We start from the raw sequence: 18201 nt of genomic DNA, 5'->3' as shown, positions 1-18201 counted from the left end.
TTACACAAGGAACATCGGTGATATCCGACTATCGTGATCGCGAACACCAAACTGTAGTTTAAGGCTTGCGTCCGACAAGAGTAAAGTTGCTGTTATCTTGCAATTGTCTTGTGGAAATCTGTCTCTTTATTCCGCGGCTCACAGTACTGTAGATATTTCAGCAAGAGTATAAATGCAATGAGCAAAAGAATCACCGGCAATCCACCAATGAGAAAGCGAAGTCCGATGACAGCGTTATGAGACTGCACAGTTTCCTTAGCGTTAAATTTTGTCATCCAAAAGAATGCGCCCATAATGGCATACTGAAGCGACATCCCGATCCGTACAATAAACCCATTCATACCGTAGTACATACCCTCTCTTCGTTTCCCTGTGTGTTCAGCATCGTGATCGATCACGTCTGCGAGCAGGAGGTTCATGATGACCATGAAGCCAGCAACTCCAACCCCGAGGCATGCTCCTGTGGCAATGACGGACACGGGATTTTCATCAAAACAAAATGAAAGCGAAATCATGGCAAACAGCACAGTGGTAACAAGTGCGGCTTTGACGTTAGAAATTTTCAATGCGATGCGCGACCACACAAACGACAAGGGAATGGCAACAATGAACATGAGTCCTAAGAAAAGTGAACTTTGCAAAGGGGTAAGTGTCACCACATAATTGCTATAAAACGATGAAATGGTAGTAAACATCGTCGTCGTCAGTTGGATAAACAAACTGGCGAAAACATAAACAACGAATCGCTTGTTCTTGAATGTCTCGCGGAGAGACTCTTTAAAATGGAGCGGCTCCTCGCGATATGCCGGATTTTCAAATGATCCGGATAGGGATACATAAATCGTTATCACCGTGACAAGACCAAATATAAGCGCCATAACCGACCAACCCATAGATTGCCCCAGGGACTTCGAAAGTGCAACACCGGCTATCATCCCAATAATTCCGGAGAGCTGTTGGAGTGCAACGACGCTCGAACGTTCCTTAGGTTGCTGGTACATTTCCGGAAACAGCGCGCCGATATTTAGCGCGACAAAAGTAAAACAAATATCAAACAACAACGTAACAACCAAGAAATAGATGAGCAATGACCCCTTTGCAGTCACGAAGGGGTGAAACAGTAAGTAAAACAGCACGACCAACGGAATGCCGCCAAAGACAATGTAAGGAATTCGCCGTCCTAGTCGCGTATTGGTTCGGTCACTGAGAAAGCCTGAGAATAGGTTGAGAAACGCATTAACAATGCCGTACACGATCATTCCTGTAGAGATTGCTGTCGCCGAGACATGCAACACAGTCACGTAATAAAATACTGCAACCGTGTTGAACGCTTGCCAAAGCAAATTCACACCGATTTGATTCAAGCTGTACGCGACACGTTTACGAAACGGAACCATGGCTGTTCCTCCCTTAGCTGAACAACGTGGTGGGAACGGAGTGGAGTTCCATATGTGCCAGTACCTTCAATGTCTCGGCGAACCCCTTTGTTTCTGTAGAAATTCGGAGGTACGCCTCGCTTGCCGCCTCGGCAAAATAAAGCCTTACAAACGACCATGTCTCGTTGTCAAACTGGCTCTTATGGGCCACAATAGACTCCATTTTCCGCTCAAAATTTGCCGTTATATCGATCCAAGTGTTGGGATAACTTGTGGCATAAAAAGCGATCTGAGGCACTTGAAAAACGTCGTGTGTTTCAATCGGATATAAAATAGGGTTATTTGAAAATAGCAGTGCGGAAGAGGCGGCGCGGCCAACTTTCACGTGATCGGGGTGGGCTTCATAGGGCATCCAAGGGTCTACAGTAAACACCAAATCCGGCTTCTCCTGCCGGTAAATTTCCACTAAACGCTTCGTTAGTGTTTCGATGTCATAGTTACCTCCGTCGGGAAACCCAAGATCGATGTGTTTATCAACGCCAATCATCTTTCCTGCATTGATCTTTTCTTGTTCTCGTACACGAACAATTTGATTCGGGTCTTGAACGGTCCCCCAACCACCTGCGCGGCCATCAGTCACTGTGACATAAACGATCTCGCACCCTCTGTTGTGCAATTCCATAAGCGTTCCCGCAATATTCACTTCGTTGTCGTCCGGATGCGGTTGAATGGCAATGACCTTTTTAACATCTAGGACCTCTGGCAGCCCCAACACGTTTCGAATATTCATGGAGTATTACCCCTTTTGGTGGCAGGACTTCGCGAACTTTAGAAAGCGCTTTCTTATGTTCGATTCTATCCTGTTTTCATAGAGAGGTACAGGAATTGTTTTTCTTGTTTCTAGGAACCGCAAAAAGAACACCGGAATGGGTAAGATATGGACGAACCCACTCAAGAAAGGAGTCGGACGGAGTGAAAGAACTTGGAACCATCGCACTGTTTGCTCTCGCGGCTGCCGCTTTGTATTATGCCGTGAAAGCTGCTACAGCTAAAACGCCGGAACAACAATCGAGGTATTTAAATGACGAAAAGGCCGTGACAGACCTGTTCAGTTTTCTTCGTTAGTTAAGGAAGAGCCCACGTTGTAATACGTGGGTTCTTTCGTGACCATGTGATCCGGGGCGCGTAAACGTCAAAGCGTATCCATATACCTGGTCACAGGAGCCACTTTCCATTTCGGCGATCGACTGACGTATTAGCCCTGGGAGACAAATATACTCAACCTGATATCTCAACGAACTCCTCGGGTTTGTTGCGTACATATGTTCCAATCAGTTGGAGCGTAGATGGAATGAACTCCTTGAAGTGGCAGTAAAGTGTCTGTACCGTATCCAATAGACTTGGGTCCTTTTGGAGGTCATCAACAGAAACATCATAAGTTTCTGATAATGACCGTCAGTTAATGCCGAGTATACTTGAGACTTTACCGCAGGGTTTTTACCACGAAGTGGTACCATAATTGGTTCCATACACACCCACCCAAGGACGCTGTCGTCGAGGGAATCGAACACACGTCGGTTAACTGCTACTAACAGGGAAAATCAGCTCCTTATTGGGTTCTGCGGCCCCATTAGGTGAATTATCTAATTCCAATTTGCTTTTACTCACAATATTAAACAAGCGAGAGGTTCCATATGTAAGGCGTTAGTTTCCCAAAGTACGCTTGACGCAACCGCCTGCAGATTAATCCTATCAAGTATTCTCCTCGTCATATTTGGTTAGAGCTTCACTAGCCTGACGTCGCGCATCATACAAATCGTTATATGTTTCCTTGCTCTTGGCCAAACCTTGATCCACCTTGTCAATAAATCTATCAGCTGCCTCGTTATACCTTTCCAAAGCAGCCTTGTAAGCGTCTCGTTGAGACTGTAAGCGGTCAGCTATCTCCTGTATGTCAAACGCGGAAGCTTCGTAATGTCGCAATCGTTCGGTCCAGATATCCCGCTCTTGCTGCAAGTCTGCTACTTGACGTTGCAAGTCACGTATCGTTGCTACCAGATGTTTCGTTAAGCCGGTGGATCGTCTCTCTTCCCAAAAGTCAATTTCGGCATTCGTCAAAACACGTGCATCGTCTGTCATTCGATGTCTCTCCTTACATCAAACCGTTCATTAGGCCTCTAATTGTCACCATACCGCCTACAAGGTAAAAGCACCATACAATCACATTGTATCCCTCGTTTACTTATGCTCGCTATGGTTCTTTATTGCACCACAACAACGCTTTTTGTACAGCACACTTGGCGGGGATTTGTTACACTCTAGCTGTTATCTATCTCTAGGAGGAACAGTTATGTTTCACAGTTACGCGGATCTCGAAACTGCTTTGGATGATCTGGTTGATGAGGAGTTTATCAATGGTGTCTTTCTCCGCACATTGAGAAGCGGTCAATATACCATTCCCCAATTACAGTATTTCGCTGTTCAATATTCGTATTACAGTCGACACTTTCCGCGGGTTCTTGGAGCAGCTATTTCCGCCATGCCCCCGCTCGATACATGGTGGGTTCCACTTGCAGACAACTTGTGGGACGAAGCCGGGCATGGAGTCCCTGGCAAGTCGCACGAACAGTTGTACAAGACATTCTTATTTTCAATCCATCCACATATTCAATTGGACGAGCGAGGCATGCCGCCGAAACCAATGTCATCAGCAGTTGCGAATGCCATACAGTATTTCATCGACTTTTTCCATCGTGCCACTCCGTTAGAAGCGATGGCTGCCGTTGGCCTGGGGTCCGAGATGTTTGCTGGAACCGTGATGGGGGAGATAGCAAATGGTTTAAGGCACCCCAATTACAATGAGCAGCCACTCAATCTCCTGTTCTGGGACGTTCATGCCGACGAACACGAGCCGAGACACTATCAACTGTGCAAAGATATTCTCGTCCAATACTCCGCGCCAGAAGACTTAGACATCATGTACAATGTTGGCGCTAAAATCGCTAGGTCTGAAGCACAGATGTATGCTCAGTTACACGAAGAAATGCTCGGGCATATTTAAACAAGTTCGTATACGACCGATATCGAACAGGTCAACCGCCACTCCCGCGGATGGCCTGTGGCCCTTTGGCCGCTTTTAACATGACTGCTGTCGTGTTAGTCCTTCGGCAACGTAATCAATCATTCTATCCATGAGAAGAAAAGGATTTACCCATTCTTATGTACAACAGATTCCTCAACGCTGCTTAAGTGCAGGTGCATGGCTGCCCGGGCGGATTGAACATCGTGTTGCCGGATCGCATCAACGATGGTTTTGTGCTCCAATAGAGACTGCTGAGCTCGATTGGGCACCGACAGAGAAGCCTGCCTACTCTCGGCCAATGCGTCCAGCAATGTCCACATAACCCGTACCAGCAGCATATTCTGTGATGCTTCAGCGACTGCGACGTGAAATTGTGCGTCGCGCTCGGCGAGGCGGGCGAGATCGGATTGATGATCCAGTGCGTCTTGCAGAATACTTTCTAAACGGGCAATGTGATCTGGTTCTGCGCGCGTGGCTGCCCAAGCGGCCGCCTCGGTCTCAAGGACCTTTCGAATGTCAAATAAGTCTCGTAGGTTGCCGTGCGTCACGTCGAATACGTCGGAACTCATGGGTTTGCCAGCGGTTACGAAAATCCCGACACCGTGTCGGACTTGGAGCAACCCTTGTCCAGACAAAATTTTTATCGCATCGCGAATGGCAGTTCGGCTGACCCCAAACATGGTGGCCAGCTCCCGTTCAGGCGGAATCCGGTCCCCAGGTTTAAGTTCACCCCGGATCATCGCGTCCGTAAACTGGGACACGATCTTTTGGCTGAGCGCCATATTGTCAGATACAGGTTGAAACATCGTCGTCACCCTTTATTGATTCGTGCCCCAAAGCAGATCGTATTTGTGACACAGTGATTCTATCTCTTGCACCGTCTCTCGAGACAGCGCAATTCCCTCTTGTAATCCGCGTTCTAAGTTCATCCGGCTTCTTTCGCCAGGCAGTCGAATTTCGTTATAGCCCTCAGCGACGGGAACGGCACGGATATCCCTTTCCATCTTAGCCAATCGCGACAGAAATTGCTCGGTTCCCACAAAATACGAGGGATCGATGACGAGAAAAAATAGCCCTGTATTTGCTGGCTCCGGGTTGGCGTCGTATATCGATCCGACCTCATCCGCCACAGCGGCTCCCGTCAACACACCGGCGAGCACTTCGACCATGGTGGCGAGCGCGTAGCCCTTGGGCCCAGCCATTGGTAACACAGCGCCTGCCAATGCGGCCTTCGCATCCGTCGTGGGTACGCCGTTCTCGTCAATAGCCCAGTGGTCCGGAATAGGCTGCCCGGTTTTGGCAGCCAGAATGATATTACCACGTGCAGCAACGCTGGTTGCCATATCGACCGACATCTGGTCCAGGTCCATCCCCGCAGCCATCGCTATCGGATTCGTCCCGAAGAACGCCCTGCGGCCACCCCAAGGAGGAATGGCTGGCTGCGCATTGCTGAAACCGAGCCCAATCATACCTGCATCGGCCGCCAACGTCGTATAGATCGACATCGCTCCGGCATGATTCCCGTGATGGACGGCGGCAGCGGCCACACCTGATGTTCTCGCAGCCGAGATGGCCGCGTCCATGGCGTGTTTGGCAACGACTGGGCCCAGTCCTCCATCGCCGTCCACCATAATACTCGATGGACCGGTTTGGGATACCTCCACATTCGCCGTTGGGTTGATTTTACCGGCCTCGATTGCTGTCACATATGCCTTGAGTCGAGACAAGCCGTGAGTGGAGCGCCCGAGTAAGTCCGCTTTGACTAAACTGTAGGCCGCCCACGCCGCATCCGTGTGCGGTACACCTGCTTTCTCAAAGCATGCGGTTGCAATTTCTGTTAGTGTTGCAATGTCAAAGCGTCCTTCCATGGCGAAATTGCCCCTTCCCGTGGACTTCGTAAGACTTGAACCGCCATCAAGGTATGTGGTATTACCTCACAATGCTATTATATTTTGAATATGAAAGAGGGTCAACTACAACTATCTCTGCACCAATCCGCCAGGAAAAGACCAGTGAATTTTCTCCCGGATAACTTCTCGCAGGCGCTCTTTTGCTATTTGCTCCGCCTGGAATGGATCATCCGAGTGTCGTTCGCAGCCGCTTTTCAATCCTTCAAGGTATGCCAATCTCAATTCCGTATCAAAGTTGATTTTCGAAATGCCGAATTGAATGGCTTTCTGGATTTGCCACCTTGGAATTCCCGATCCGCCATGGAGAACCAGGGGAATGCCGCAGTGGCGGTTGATGGCGGCGAGGCGGTCGAGATCGAGACTTGGTTCACGCTTGTACATCCCGTGAGCGGAACCAATGGCGACGGCCAGCGAATCGACACCCGTCTCGCGAACGTACCGCTCTGCAACGTCAGGTGCCGTGAACACGACTTCGTCGTCCGCTACCGAAACATCGTCTTCCACTCCGCCAATGGCACCTAACTCGCCTTCCACAGGAACCCCAACTGCGTGGCAAGCCTCGACGACTTTTCTCGTTAGCAGGATGTTTTCGTCAAGCGTGCGCATAGACGCGTCGATCATGCAGGAAGTCAAACCCGCCCGCAGCGCTTCAATGATTTGTTCGAAGTCGTGGCAGTGATCGAGATGGCTGACGACAGGATATGGTGACACCGCGGCTTGCAGGGCAATATGGTTTTGCAGGGAGCGCATTTGACCGTAGCGAATGGCCCTTTGACCGATTTGGATGAGCACGGGGACCTGCAACTCCCTTGCTTCCTCGACGACGGCTTCAATCATTGCGTAATTGTGAACGCTGAAGGCGGGCACGGCATAACGTTCTTCGTATGCTCGTTTGAGAATGGTACCGGTATAAAGGGGCACGATGCATTCACCTCTCCCGAAACAATCTGTGGTACGAAGCAAATTGGTCCCAATCTAAAAGCGGACGCAACCAGCTCTGAAAAGCGGGACCCAAATCTTGAAAATGTGCCGGCAAGGGGCGTTCAATGCCGGCCACAGCACGCAGTGGGATAGAAGTAACCGTCAGGTCTTCACCATCAGGCGTGGGACCCACCAATCCAACCATGTGTCCGGATTCTCCCTGCAGAACAGCTTTTCCGCCGCTGGCGCCAAGTTCTCTAGCCTCGTCCCGATCACGCCCCGTAGCCGTTCTTGAACAACACCTTGGCAGTAAACCGAGGTTTTCGTAGCGTACGTGAACGTGCAGCCGTTGGCGAATGTACCGCGCAATCCACGCCCCTACACCGCCAAACACGAAATCAGCCGAACTGCCCCCCTTCTTGCCCGCCTGCGTCAAAACGTCACCGCCGGGCAACGACACGCCTTCAGCCACGACGATGAGGGCGCTGCCCTTGTCGCGAATTTCCTCCTTAATCCGCTTCGTCAAGTGGTCCAAGTGAAGAGGCGTTGAGAACGGGTGTAGGTCCACCAAACTGACCAATGGCTACCTTCAAGGCCGTTCCTCCTTTCGCGAACAGATCAGAAATACGTCACAGGAATGTTGAGGTGGTCACAGAGCCAACTCAGTTGGTCGACAACGTCACCGTAGGCCATTGCGTAGTGCGGCTCCATACCCGTTTCAAACACACGCTGGACACGCTTTAGCACTTCACCGGTTCCATCGAGTCGGACCTTGGCAGACGTCCCGAAAAAACGTTGCGGCACATCAAGTACACGACCTTTCCCAACGAGGACTCGCACGTTGCCGTCGGCCGTTTCGCCGATGCGAAAAATGGTCACCTCCCCTGGCTTTAGACCGAATTCCATGGTAAATCCGATCTGCCTGTTCGGATGAACACCTGCCTGAGCCCCCGTGTCCGAACGTGCAAGTGTAGGTGCTCCTGCGCCACAGTGCCAAAACACAACACTCCCAGTTTCTTCATCGATCTCCACCAAATCGCCCAAATACGCAGGTGACGCTGTCAAACGGCTCAACACGTGCATGGACAGTGCCCCGAGCACATCCGCTTCACATGCACCCATAAACCCATCTTCCGTGAGGATTGACAGGGTCGAACAGGCCGCCGCCCCAAACTGCGTGAAAAATTCCGGCCAACACCTTACAGCCACCGCTTGGGCATTGTGAGCACGGAGTTCCCCCAAGAGCGTGTGATGCATTTTTGCGAACTTGACTACACTCTCCTGGGGTAATTCCCCCAATTTAGCAATACGAGATCGAACGCTTTGCAAGATTTCCGCAATAACCCGATCATCCAACTCGAGTGCTCTTTGAAATGTTGCGGTGAGATCGAGATGAATGATCCGCATTCCCAACTGTTCTTGGATCCGTTGACTCGGTAAGCTGAAATCAAACCCGTCCGGTATGTCCCCAAGCATGGCAACCGTAAAGTGATGGATGTCATCTACGACCTGTTCCATCCGCAGCTTTTCAACAAATTGTTTCGTCAGCGCCGGTTCATGAACGGCGCCGAAGATAAAGTGGAACCGCCGGGACAGCTTCATCAGTGTGTGTCCCGCCATGTTGGCCCCGGTCAACGAATTGAGGGACAGACGTTGTGTCTTGCCCATCACAGGTTCACGAACGGCCCAAACGATCACAGGCTTATTGACAGATCGGGCCAGCTCTTCAACAAATCGCCCGTCCACAAACGTGGTCAGTTGTACGACGACAACATCAATGTCTTCCTCCCACCCCCGTACAGCCTCCGATACGCTGGCTGGATCCGTTACCAGTTGGTCGACCGCACGAGACACCGTAGCAATATCGTTTAAATAGCCAATAGAATCGTGCAAGGCAGTTTGGGCCAACGTCATGTCGAACGTCTTGCGCCCAAAGCCAAGGAAGCCAATACGGGGTATCGACTCACATGAAAACACCGAGTTTCCCTCCTTCTGTCAACCCTTCACTGCACCCGCTGTCATGCCCGCGATAAAGTAGCGCTGCAAGAATACGTAGAGAACGACCATGGGAATGCTTGAGAGCAAAACGCCAGCAAAAATCACTGGGTAGTTCGTCTGATATTCACCTGTGAAGCTCAATAGTGCGAGCGGGATCGTGCGATTCGTGTTGCTCTTGGTGAGCAGTAAAGGGAAGAGGAGATCGTTCCATACGATAACCCCACCAAAAATCGCCGTGCTTGCAACGGACGGTAATGACAATGGCGTCGCGATCCGCCAGAAAATCTGCCACTCGTTCGCACCATCGACGGTCGCTGCTTCCAGTAGCTCACGAGACATGGTCCGCATGAAACCGCCGATGATGAACACGGATACAGGCATGAGGAATGCAGCCTCGACAAGGATGAGCCCACCTAACGTGTCGACTAAATTGAGTTTGGTCATTTCCAGGTAAACTGGAATCATGTTGACTTGTGTGGGGATCATCATGCCGACAGAAAACACTCCGTAAACGACGTACCCCAAAACTCGTGGAAGCCGAAGTATTGCGTAGGAAATCATCGCTCCAAACAAAAGCACCATTACGAGCGCCGCAACGGTCACTTCCGCGCTGTTGACGAAATAGTGCAGCAGGGGTACTTCTGACGTCAAGGTATGGTAGGCACCGGTGGTTAATCCAGAACTTGGCCACAGCGGGTTGGCGTATAAATCTACCAAAGACTTAAAACTGCTCTCTATGACCACCGCGACGGGAATCAGAATGAGTAGTGCATAGATCCATACCAGCGGTATTCGCAACCATCTCATGGTATTTCCCTCGCTTATGCACTCTTACGAAACCGCAAGATGCCGAATTGAAGCATGGTAATGATAGCGATGACGACCATGAAAATCATGGCCACTGCAGACGCGTAACCTACATGGTTGTACTGAAATGCCTGGTGGTAAATGTATGTCGCCAAAATTTCCGACGACGATCCGGGTCCACCGTTCGTCATGGCGTATACCAAGTCGAACGCTCGGAACGACTGAATCGTCGTGTAGGCAACCACAATCGTTGTCGCCGGGGTAAGTAACGGCCACGTAACTTTCCAGAATATCTGCCAGCGACTGGCCCCTTCTATGCGGGCAACTTCATTCATCTCAACTGGGATTTGTTGTAGTCCCGCCAGATAAATGATGAGCAATTGCCCAGTATGTGCCCATATTTCGGCCATGGCCAGACTGTATATGACCATGGTGGGATCGCCAATCCAAGCATGCGCTAGATGTCCAAGTCCAACTATCTTGAGAACGGCATTGAGAATCCCGATATTTGGGTCGTATATAAATGTCCAGATAAAGGCGACAGAAACAGACGCGAGGATCGTCGGGAAAAAGTACAGAGTTCTCAAAAAGACGTTCACTTTTGTATTTCTAAGTAGAATCAAGGCAAAGACAAGCGAGAAAAACGACTGGATAATGACGACACTGACGACAAACTTCAGCGTGTTCCCGACCGCTTGGTGAAATGTCGTGTCGTTCGTAAATAGATTGACGTAGTTACTGAAGCCGACCCACTTGAATCCATTCGATAAGCCGTCCCAATTGGTGAAGCTCAAGGACAGCCCGTAGATGGTTGGGACGGCGAAAAACACGAGGAACAATAGGCCACCTGGAATCATGAACAAGTAGATCGACTTTTTCGTCTTCACAACTTGCCTCCTCTCAGCAGTTATTTTTGGCTGAGGGCTTGATCGATCGCCTTTTGTCCCTTTTCTGCTGCTGCCGTCGGATCAGTCCCCGAAATGACGTCTTCAACCGTGTTTGTAACTGCATCAACGACCTGCTGATTGGTCAGGGTGTACATGGGTTGGAAGCGTAATGCCTTGGTGAGTTCCGGTTCCATTGCCTTCAAAGCGGGATCAGTGTAGTTCACATTCTTAACGGTGACCATCTGTGATGTTCCGTTTGCGTATTCAGCTGCAATGTCCGGTTGCGACAGGAAGTCGATAAATTTCTCTGCGGCGGCCTTGTGTTGCGATTTTGCATTGACACCGAGCATAAACGTCGTTGTATCGATGCCGACATACTTTGCTTGGTCTGGGCTGTCCGTCGTGATCGGTGCCATTAGCCCCATCTTAAATGCACTGTTGTTGTCCTTGTTCACCGGCGTGATTTGATAGGAACCGAGTGCCAGCATGCCTGATTTGCCCTGGGCAAAAATCGCCGTAGCGGCATCTTGCGACGTGCCGAGCGGTCCATTCTGGAAGTAGCCCTTCTTCGCAAGTTCACTCAGTTGCTGGAATGTCTTCAGAAATCCTGAGTCGGTCAACTTGGACGATCCGTCAAGCAGACCCGTAAACACTTTCGGATCCGGCACGTTATTCATAACCATGTCATTGAAGAACTGACCCGCGCTGACTTTACCGGCAAAAACGATAGGCGTGTCACCGTTAGCCTTCAGCTTCTGGCACAACTGGAGGAACCCGTTCCAGTCCGTCGGCGGCTGTAAACCCAGCTTACTGAACAAGTCCTGGTTATAGACGGGCATGTTGAAGACGACTTGATACGGGACGGCCAGTTGTTTACCGTCCTGCTGACCGGAACCAAGGAGATTTGAATTGTAGTCTTGAATAAATGCTTGCCCACTCAAATCAGTGTACAGCCCTGCTTTCGCAATCGCAGTAAACTCAGCACCCGGAAACGATGTGAACACGTCCGCACCGTGTGAACCCGTCAGATTGGCCTGTGCCTGTGCGATGTACTGGTCCGAAGGAATGACCTGCATTTGTACCGTAATGTTCGGGTTTTTTTGTTCAAACTCACTGATAATCTTGTTGAAGGTCGGAACGTCCTCGCCACGCCAGTGAAGGAAAGTGATCGTTTGCTTCGTGCTGCTGTTAGTGGAACTCCCGCCACCGTTCGCACCCGTTCCGTTTCCTCCACTACCACTGGTGCCACTTCCGCAGCCAACGGCGGCCGTCAGTGCGCCGACTAGAAACACGCCAAGAGCGATTTTAGACTTTTTCATCCCCATACCTACCCCCCGATAATTCTCTAGACTTTGTGCTTGCTAACTAATATGCATAAAAGGGTCCATCAATGAGGGGGCTTGCAATTCCAAATCATAAGTATGAGGTATTACCATAGGAAGTTAGATGTAGATTGTCGGTAGGGACATTATTTCATCAGGTTTATGGCACCAATCGCAATCATGTCCATCAAAAAAACAGGGAAGAGATCCCGAATCTCTTCCCTGCACTTCTGGTAACTCAAATTTTCCCGTTCGATGTCTTAGCCTTCAATCAACAATGATTCCGGATCCTCAATCATTTGCTTGACAGCCACGAGGAACCGAACGGCTTCACTGCCGTCCACGATACGGTGATCATATGACAGTGCCAAGTACATCATCGGGCGAATTTCCACTTGCCCGTTAATGGAAACTGGTCGTTGTTGGATGCCGTGCATGCCGAGGATACCGACCTGCGGCGCGTTCAAAATTGGTGTCGACATCAAAGAGCCGAACGTGCCGCCGTTCGTGATGGTGAACGTGCCTCCTTGCAGGTCTTCAATACCGAGCTTGTTGTCCCGAGCACGCGCAGCCAATGACGCAATTTCACCTTCAATGTCTGCAAACGTGAGTCGATCCGCATTGCGGACAACCGGAACAACAAGTCCACCCTCGGTAGACACTGCGATGCCGATATCGTAGTGGTGCTTAATGATCATGTCTTCGCCTTGAATTTCAGCGTTCAAGCGAGGGAACTGCTTGAGTGCACCGACGACTGCCTTCGTAAAGAACGACATAAAGCCAAGACCAACGCCATGCTTATCCTTGAATGCCTCTTTGCGGCGCTTCCGGACGTCCATGACTGCACTCATGTCCACTTCGTTAAACGTCGTCAACATTGCGGCAGTATGTTGTACTTCAACAAGACGCTTTGCGATGGTCGCACGACGGCGGGTCATGCGAACACGCTCTTCATCGGTCCGTTCCGTGGTTGCTGGTGCCGACGCTGGTGCTGCAGCCGGTACTTTTGCCGCTGGAGCGGCCAAATGGCCTAACTCGACGCGTCCACTTTGAACTTGGTTAATGTCAATTCCCTTTTCCAGGGCTGCACGACGAACAGAAGGCGTTGCCCGGACGCCACTACCTGCAACTGGTGGAACAGATGCAGTTGGAGCTGCCTGCTGTGCCGGTGCCGGAGCTGCCTTTGGCGCCGGATCCGCTTGCTTCGGTTCTTCGGCTTTGGGTGCTGCAGGCGCTGCTGTACCAGCTGCACCTGCTTGAATGATGGCGATGGTATCGCCGATTGCAACTGTGTCCCCAGCCTGCTTTGTGATGGAGGCCAGAACGCCAGCCTCTTCTGCAATCACTTCAAGGTTGACTTTGTCCGTTTCCAACTCAGCGATGGCTTCGCCTGACTCAACAGCGTCACCTTCGTTCTTCAACCATTGGCCAATCGTAGCCTCGACAATCGATTCACCGAGCGTTGGTACCTTTACCTCTGCCACTTGCGTTTCCTCCATTCACTCAAAGAGGTCCGAAAAAGCTAAACCCTATCGGACACACGTCGTAGTTACAGCGACCGTTGCGTTAAAGCGACGTTCAAAATGTGCGCTTGCTCAGCATTGTGTACATCTGGGGATCCTTCCGCTGCAAAGGCCTGTTCCGGACGACCAACATAATGCAATGTCGCGCCTGCCGGTAACATTGCACGCAAACGTGGTTCGACAAATGACCACGGACCTGCATTATGAGGTTCCTCCTGTAACCAGACAACTTCTTGGAGATTCTCGTATTTGCTGAAAATCTCCTGCAAGCGATCCGCTGGAAATGGATACAACTGCTCAACGCGCGCCGTCGCCAACCAGGAGAAATCATCTTCGCGCTTATCCAGTTCCGTGGTCAAGTCCACGCCGACTTTACCGCTCGACAGAATAAGCCGTGTTACCTTCTTGCTGCTCTTCCGCTCGTCAGCCCAGAGCACGGTCTCGAACTTCCCTTGAGCCAAGTCGTTTCCCTTCGATGCAGCTCGAGCGTTGCGCAGCAAGCTCTTTGGCGTCATGACGACGAGTGGACGAGCGTTGTCTCCCAGCCGTGCAGCCTGAAGACGAAGCAAATGGAAGTACTGAGCCGATGTCGTTACGTTCGCGATGAACATATTGTTTTTCGCCGCAAGCTGCAAGAACCGTTCAACGCGGGCGCTAGAGTGTTCCGAAGCTTGACCCTCATAACCGTGAGGAAGCAGTAAAACAAGACCGGAAGCCTCTCCCCATTTCGACCGACCAGCTGCGAGAAACTGGTCAAACATCGGTTGAGCAACATTGGCGAAGTCACCAAACTGTGCTTCCCAGAGAACAAGTGCTTCTGGCGCATCTACATTGTAGCCGTATTCAAAACCAACAACGGCAGTTTCCGTTAGGGGACTGTTGTATACGATGAAGCTCGCTTTCGCACCCGGAAGGTGTTGCAGCGGTGTGTACTTATTTCCGTTGTTCGCGTCGTGTAGGACTAAGTGACGTTGACCGAACGTACCGCGCTCAGAGTCTTGACCCGTCAACCGAATGGGCGTTCCCGACTGAAGAATGGTTGCAAACGCCAAAGACTCGGCATGCGCCCAATCGATGTCACCGTTGTCGATGGCATCCGTACGACGATCGAGAATCTTTCTCAGCTTCGGATACGTCGTGAAATCGGACGGTGTTTGGAGGAGTGCGGCATTGATCTCGCGTAACGTGTCCAGGCTCACTTGCGGAACGTCAGCGGTTGGCGCAGAGAAATCCTCCACCAGTGGCTTATCGTGGACATCACCCATCTTTTGATAAGCCGCCAACAGCTCGTCATTGATGGCTTTGTCCATCGCCGACACCTCGTCCTCATTGACGACGCCTTCATTCTTCAATGCCTGCGCATAGAGTTCTTTGATGGTTGCGTGATGACTGATCTGGTTGTACAGCACAGGTTGCGTCATGCTCGGGTCGTCACCTTCGTTGTGCCCCCAGCGACGATAACCGATCAAGTCAATGAGAAAATCCTTATGGAACGTCTCACGGTAAAGGAATGCAAACCGGACGGCTGCCAAACAAGCTTCCGGGTCATCCGCCGAGACGTGAACAATCGGGATTTCATAGCCTTTCGCTGGATCGCTTGCATACCGGGTCGACCGACCTTGCTCGGGATCCGCCGTAAATCCAACGTGGTTGTTGGCGATGATGTGAACCGTGCCGCCCGTGTAGTAACCCTCAATCTGTGAGAAGTTCATGGTCTCTGTGACAACACCCTCGCCCGCGAACGCGGCATCACCGTGAACGACAATCGGCAACGCCCTATCCACGTTCAAGGCAGGAGCACCCTGTTGTGTGCGATCCTCCTGTGCCGCACGAGCCATTCCTTCGATGACCGGATTGGCGACTTCCAAGTGGCTTGGGTTGTTTGCGAGTACATAGCGAGCGATGCTGCCGTCCGCTTTCTTAAACTGATGGCGCCAACCTTGGTGGTATTTGACGTCTCCACCCCAGCCCATCTCGTAATACTTCATTTCCTCTTCGCTCGCCAGGTTGTTTCCCCCATGGAACTCAGAGAAGATTTTTTCATACGGCTTGTGAAGTACATGCGCCAAAACATTCAAGCGACCGCGGTGGGCCATACCGATGACAATATTATCAATACCGCTCTCGACGGCGTCATTCGCGAGTGTCTGAACCATTGGCACCAATGCGTCCAAGCCTTCTACAGAAAAGCGCTTTTGACCGGCAAATCGGCGGTGCAGGAACTTCTCAAACAGCTCCGTCTCAGCTAGACTGCGAAGAAGTGTCTTCTTCTCGTCAGCAGATAACGGCTTGAAGACCTTGCCGCCTTCCACTTGCGCTTCTAGCCAGGCACGCTCATTTTGATCAGGAATGTGATTGAATTCGTAGCCGTGTCGACCGGCATAGACTTTCCGCAAATGTTCAATTGCATCTCGTCCCGTTCTCACATTGGACGGTGCGGTTGACACGAAGACGTTTGCGGGAATCTGACTGAGGTCCGCTTCCGTTAACCCATAAGCGGAAGCATCCAGTTGAGGAGATTGTTGCGATTCATAAATGGGGTCGGTCGTGGCTGCTGAGTGACCATAAATCCGGATGTTGCGGGCAAATTCAATCGCCTTTGCAATCCGTTCAGGAGAGACTGATAATGCATTTGTCTGCCCTGCCGAAAGCGTTGTCTCTACTCCCAGCGCAACGGCCGTGTTTGGGTCCCCGTAGGAATCAAACAGCGCACGCGTCTCCTGACTGACCGACTCTGGGTTTTCTCTGTACTGTTCATACAGTTCGAGAATGTACCCGAAGTTCGGCCCAAAAAATTGTTGCCAGAATGATTGGTTATCTGCTGGGTGTTCGTTCTCCATCTGTAAACCCCTTCTTCCGTTTCTCTGGGCGTACCACGAATACCATAAACCATTTGGCTCCACTTTGCATGGACAAATAGATAGTCCGCCCTTTTAGGGGGATAACAAATCCCAATTCCGATCACTATGTATACCACACTCGGAATTCTCACGCAAAATGTCGAAGAACGTCAAATTCTGATCAAATTATACTCGATCCCGCCATGAAGACCAGTAGCAAAGCGGAAAATCCAATTGTCCACAAAGATTGACCTTGTCATAATGTAGGTAAATTTTCACACAAACAAGCTCCACGAAACAAAAATCATGGCAAACTGAGATGATAATCTTGTTATAAATGGAGTCGATGGTTCATGATATCCGCACGAACCAAACACGTTCTGCTCGCTGCTTTGTTTCATTTCGTTGTCCTCTACCTCGGCCTTGTTGCGCCCTTCCCCACGTCGCCAAACGTGCTTTCCCTATCCGGCACGTGGGCGGATCATCTTATGCAATGGGACTCGGAGTGGCTTATCAACATTGCCCATTTTGGCTACACGTTTCCTTTATCCGTACAGAGATCCTTTGTCGCAACCGGGAACACCATCCCGTTTTACCCTCCATATCGAGCAGCAGCATTCTTTCCAGGATTACCAATCATCATTCATGTTTTAACACCAATTGGAACGCTTGTCCTCATCAATGTTTTGTTTCTGCTGTCTCTTTGGTTGCTCTATGGTATCGTCGAACGCGAGCACCCACGTCTGGCTCTCGAGGCGACCGTGCTCTTTGCCATTAACCCGTGCTCCATTTTTTTCAGTTCTCTGTACACAGAAACTTTCACCGTGCTCGCCGTGTTGCTCATCATGACCGGTCTTCAGAAGGGAGCATCTCGCGTCGGTTACGCACTGTCCCTCACCGGCGTCGGACTTGCTACCAGCGTACACGATCTCGGCGCTTTCACCATTTTTTTCGCCTTGCGCTACCTTCGTCTCCACCAATGGACACGGTTCGCGGGTTACGTCATCGTAGCTATCCTGCCTCCGGTCCTCTATGAAACGTATCTGTGGTCGCATTTCCACACGCCATTTGCACTGCTGCATGCCGAAAGCAGTTGGTCACGTGAATGGCGATTCCCTTTTGTAAACATACTTGACACCATCCTACAGAGGCAGTTTTCGCTGAATGCACTGATGGTAATCGTTGTAACCTTCCTGGCTATCATGCACATCGCCAGATCGTTTTCCCGTGACGCGAAGTGGCGCGTGGCCTCCCCGGAGCAGATTTTATTCAGTCGTGAGACAGCCCTTTGGATGGTCTCCATTCTCTTGCTTGGATTGTGTGCGTATATTCCAGGCTACCCACTGAAAAGCGTCTTACGGTTCTTTTGCGTACTTTGGCCCGCCTATCTCGTCGTACCTAATCTTCAATCCGATCCCACAAAGCATCGCTTGCCATGGTCGTATCTGTTCGTTGGGGGATTCGCGATGTACGCAGCCTACGGCACCATGCTGTTCACCCACGGCTGGTTTTTTCAGTAAAATAGGAGGTACAAT

Annotated in this window: 16 protein-coding genes; 3 read left to right on the top strand and 13 right to left on the bottom strand. The window is 50.8% G+C overall.

Features of this window, described 5'->3' with window-relative positions; translation table 11 throughout:
- Positions 1–92: 92 nt before the first annotated feature.
- Both NZD86_RS07875 and NZD86_RS07870 read right to left on the bottom strand, forming a co-directional pair.
- Positions 93–1397: an MFS transporter gene (locus NZD86_RS07875; protein WP_268045953.1), complete on the bottom strand. Its 1305-nt coding sequence runs from the start codon at positions 1395–1397 to the stop codon at positions 93–95.
- Positions 1398–1410: 13 nt separating this feature from the next.
- On the bottom strand, positions 1411–2166 hold the full coding sequence (locus NZD86_RS07870; protein ID WP_268045952.1) for a PIG-L deacetylase family protein: 756 nt from the start codon (positions 2164–2166) through the stop codon (positions 1411–1413).
- A gap of 182 nt (positions 2167–2348) precedes the next feature.
- Between NZD86_RS07870 and NZD86_RS07865 the strand changes: the two genes are divergently transcribed.
- Positions 2349–2501: a hypothetical protein gene (locus NZD86_RS07865; RefSeq protein WP_268045951.1), complete on the top strand. Its 153-nt coding sequence runs from the start codon at positions 2349–2351 to the stop codon at positions 2499–2501.
- 627 nt (positions 2502–3128) lie between these two features.
- Here NZD86_RS07865 and NZD86_RS07860 read toward each other — a convergent pair.
- Positions 3129–3515, bottom strand: coding sequence for a hypothetical protein (locus NZD86_RS07860; protein ID WP_268045950.1), 387 nt, complete (start codon positions 3513–3515; stop codon positions 3129–3131).
- Between the two features lie 211 nt (positions 3516–3726).
- On the opposite strand from NZD86_RS07860, the gene NZD86_RS07855 reads away from it, so the two are divergent.
- On the top strand, positions 3727–4437 hold the full coding sequence (locus tag NZD86_RS07855; RefSeq protein ID WP_268045949.1) for an iron-containing redox enzyme family protein: 711 nt from the start codon (positions 3727–3729) through the stop codon (positions 4435–4437).
- 146 nt (positions 4438–4583) lie between these two features.
- Here the strand turns inward: NZD86_RS07855 and NZD86_RS07850 are convergent, their stop codons facing one another.
- The 10 genes from NZD86_RS07850 to NZD86_RS07805 form a co-directional block, all read right to left on the bottom strand.
- Positions 4584–5264, bottom strand: coding sequence for a FadR/GntR family transcriptional regulator (locus tag NZD86_RS07850; protein ID WP_268045948.1), 681 nt, complete (start codon positions 5262–5264; stop codon positions 4584–4586).
- Positions 5265–5276: 12 nt separating this feature from the next.
- A complete protein-coding gene (locus NZD86_RS07845; protein ID WP_268045947.1) occupies positions 5277–6326 on the bottom strand; it encodes an Ldh family oxidoreductase in 1050 nt (349 codons plus the stop codon).
- Positions 6327–6437: 111 nt separating this feature from the next.
- The gene (locus NZD86_RS07840; RefSeq protein WP_268045946.1) at positions 6438–7289 is read right to left on the bottom strand and encodes a class II fructose-bisphosphate aldolase; all 852 of its coding nucleotides are present in this window, start codon (positions 7287–7289) and stop codon (positions 6438–6440) included.
- 7 nt (positions 7290–7296) lie between these two features.
- Positions 7297–7869 carry a 6-phosphofructokinase gene (locus NZD86_RS07835; protein WP_268045945.1) on the bottom strand — a complete coding sequence of 191 codons (573 nt, stop codon included), beginning with the start codon at positions 7867–7869 and terminating at the stop codon, positions 7297–7299.
- Between the two features lie 38 nt (positions 7870–7907).
- On the bottom strand, positions 7908–9266 hold the full coding sequence (locus NZD86_RS07830; RefSeq protein ID WP_268045944.1) for an L-fucose/L-arabinose isomerase family protein: 1359 nt from the start codon (positions 9264–9266) through the stop codon (positions 7908–7910).
- Between the two features lie 18 nt (positions 9267–9284).
- Complete coding sequence (locus NZD86_RS07825) at positions 9285–10094, bottom strand: carbohydrate ABC transporter permease (protein WP_268045943.1); 810 nt, start codon at positions 10092–10094, stop codon at positions 9285–9287.
- A 14-nt stretch (positions 10095–10108) separates the two neighbouring features.
- The gene (locus NZD86_RS07820) at positions 10109–10981 is read right to left on the bottom strand and encodes a carbohydrate ABC transporter permease (RefSeq protein ID WP_268045942.1); all 873 of its coding nucleotides are present in this window, start codon (positions 10979–10981) and stop codon (positions 10109–10111) included.
- Positions 10982–11001: 20 nt separating this feature from the next.
- Complete coding sequence (locus tag NZD86_RS07815; RefSeq protein ID WP_268045941.1) at positions 11002–12300, bottom strand: ABC transporter substrate-binding protein; 1299 nt, start codon at positions 12298–12300, stop codon at positions 11002–11004.
- Positions 12301–12563: 263 nt separating this feature from the next.
- Entirely contained in the window at positions 12564–13787 is a 1224-nt protein-coding gene (gene odhB / locus NZD86_RS07810; protein ID WP_268045940.1) for a 2-oxoglutarate dehydrogenase complex dihydrolipoyllysine-residue succinyltransferase, read from the bottom strand.
- Between the two features lie 65 nt (positions 13788–13852).
- Positions 13853–16666, bottom strand: a complete 2814-nt coding sequence (locus NZD86_RS07805; RefSeq protein WP_268045939.1) for a 2-oxoglutarate dehydrogenase E1 component — start codon at positions 16664–16666, stop codon at positions 13853–13855.
- 353 nt (positions 16667–17019) lie between these two features.
- Between NZD86_RS07805 and NZD86_RS07800 the strand changes: the two genes are divergently transcribed.
- Positions 17020–18186 (top strand): mannosyltransferase family protein, encoded by a 1167-nt coding sequence (locus NZD86_RS07800; RefSeq protein ID WP_268045938.1) that lies wholly within the window; start codon positions 17020–17022, stop codon positions 18184–18186.
- The last annotated feature ends 15 nt before the right edge of the window (positions 18187–18201 follow it).

Origin of the sequence: Alicyclobacillus dauci (genome assembly GCF_026651605.1) — a bacterium.
GTDB classification, from domain to species: domain Bacteria; phylum Bacillota; class Bacilli; order Alicyclobacillales; family Alicyclobacillaceae; genus Alicyclobacillus; species Alicyclobacillus dauci.
The sequence above is the reverse complement of the archived record's forward strand: the minus strand, read 5'-3'. Positions and strand labels throughout refer to the sequence as shown.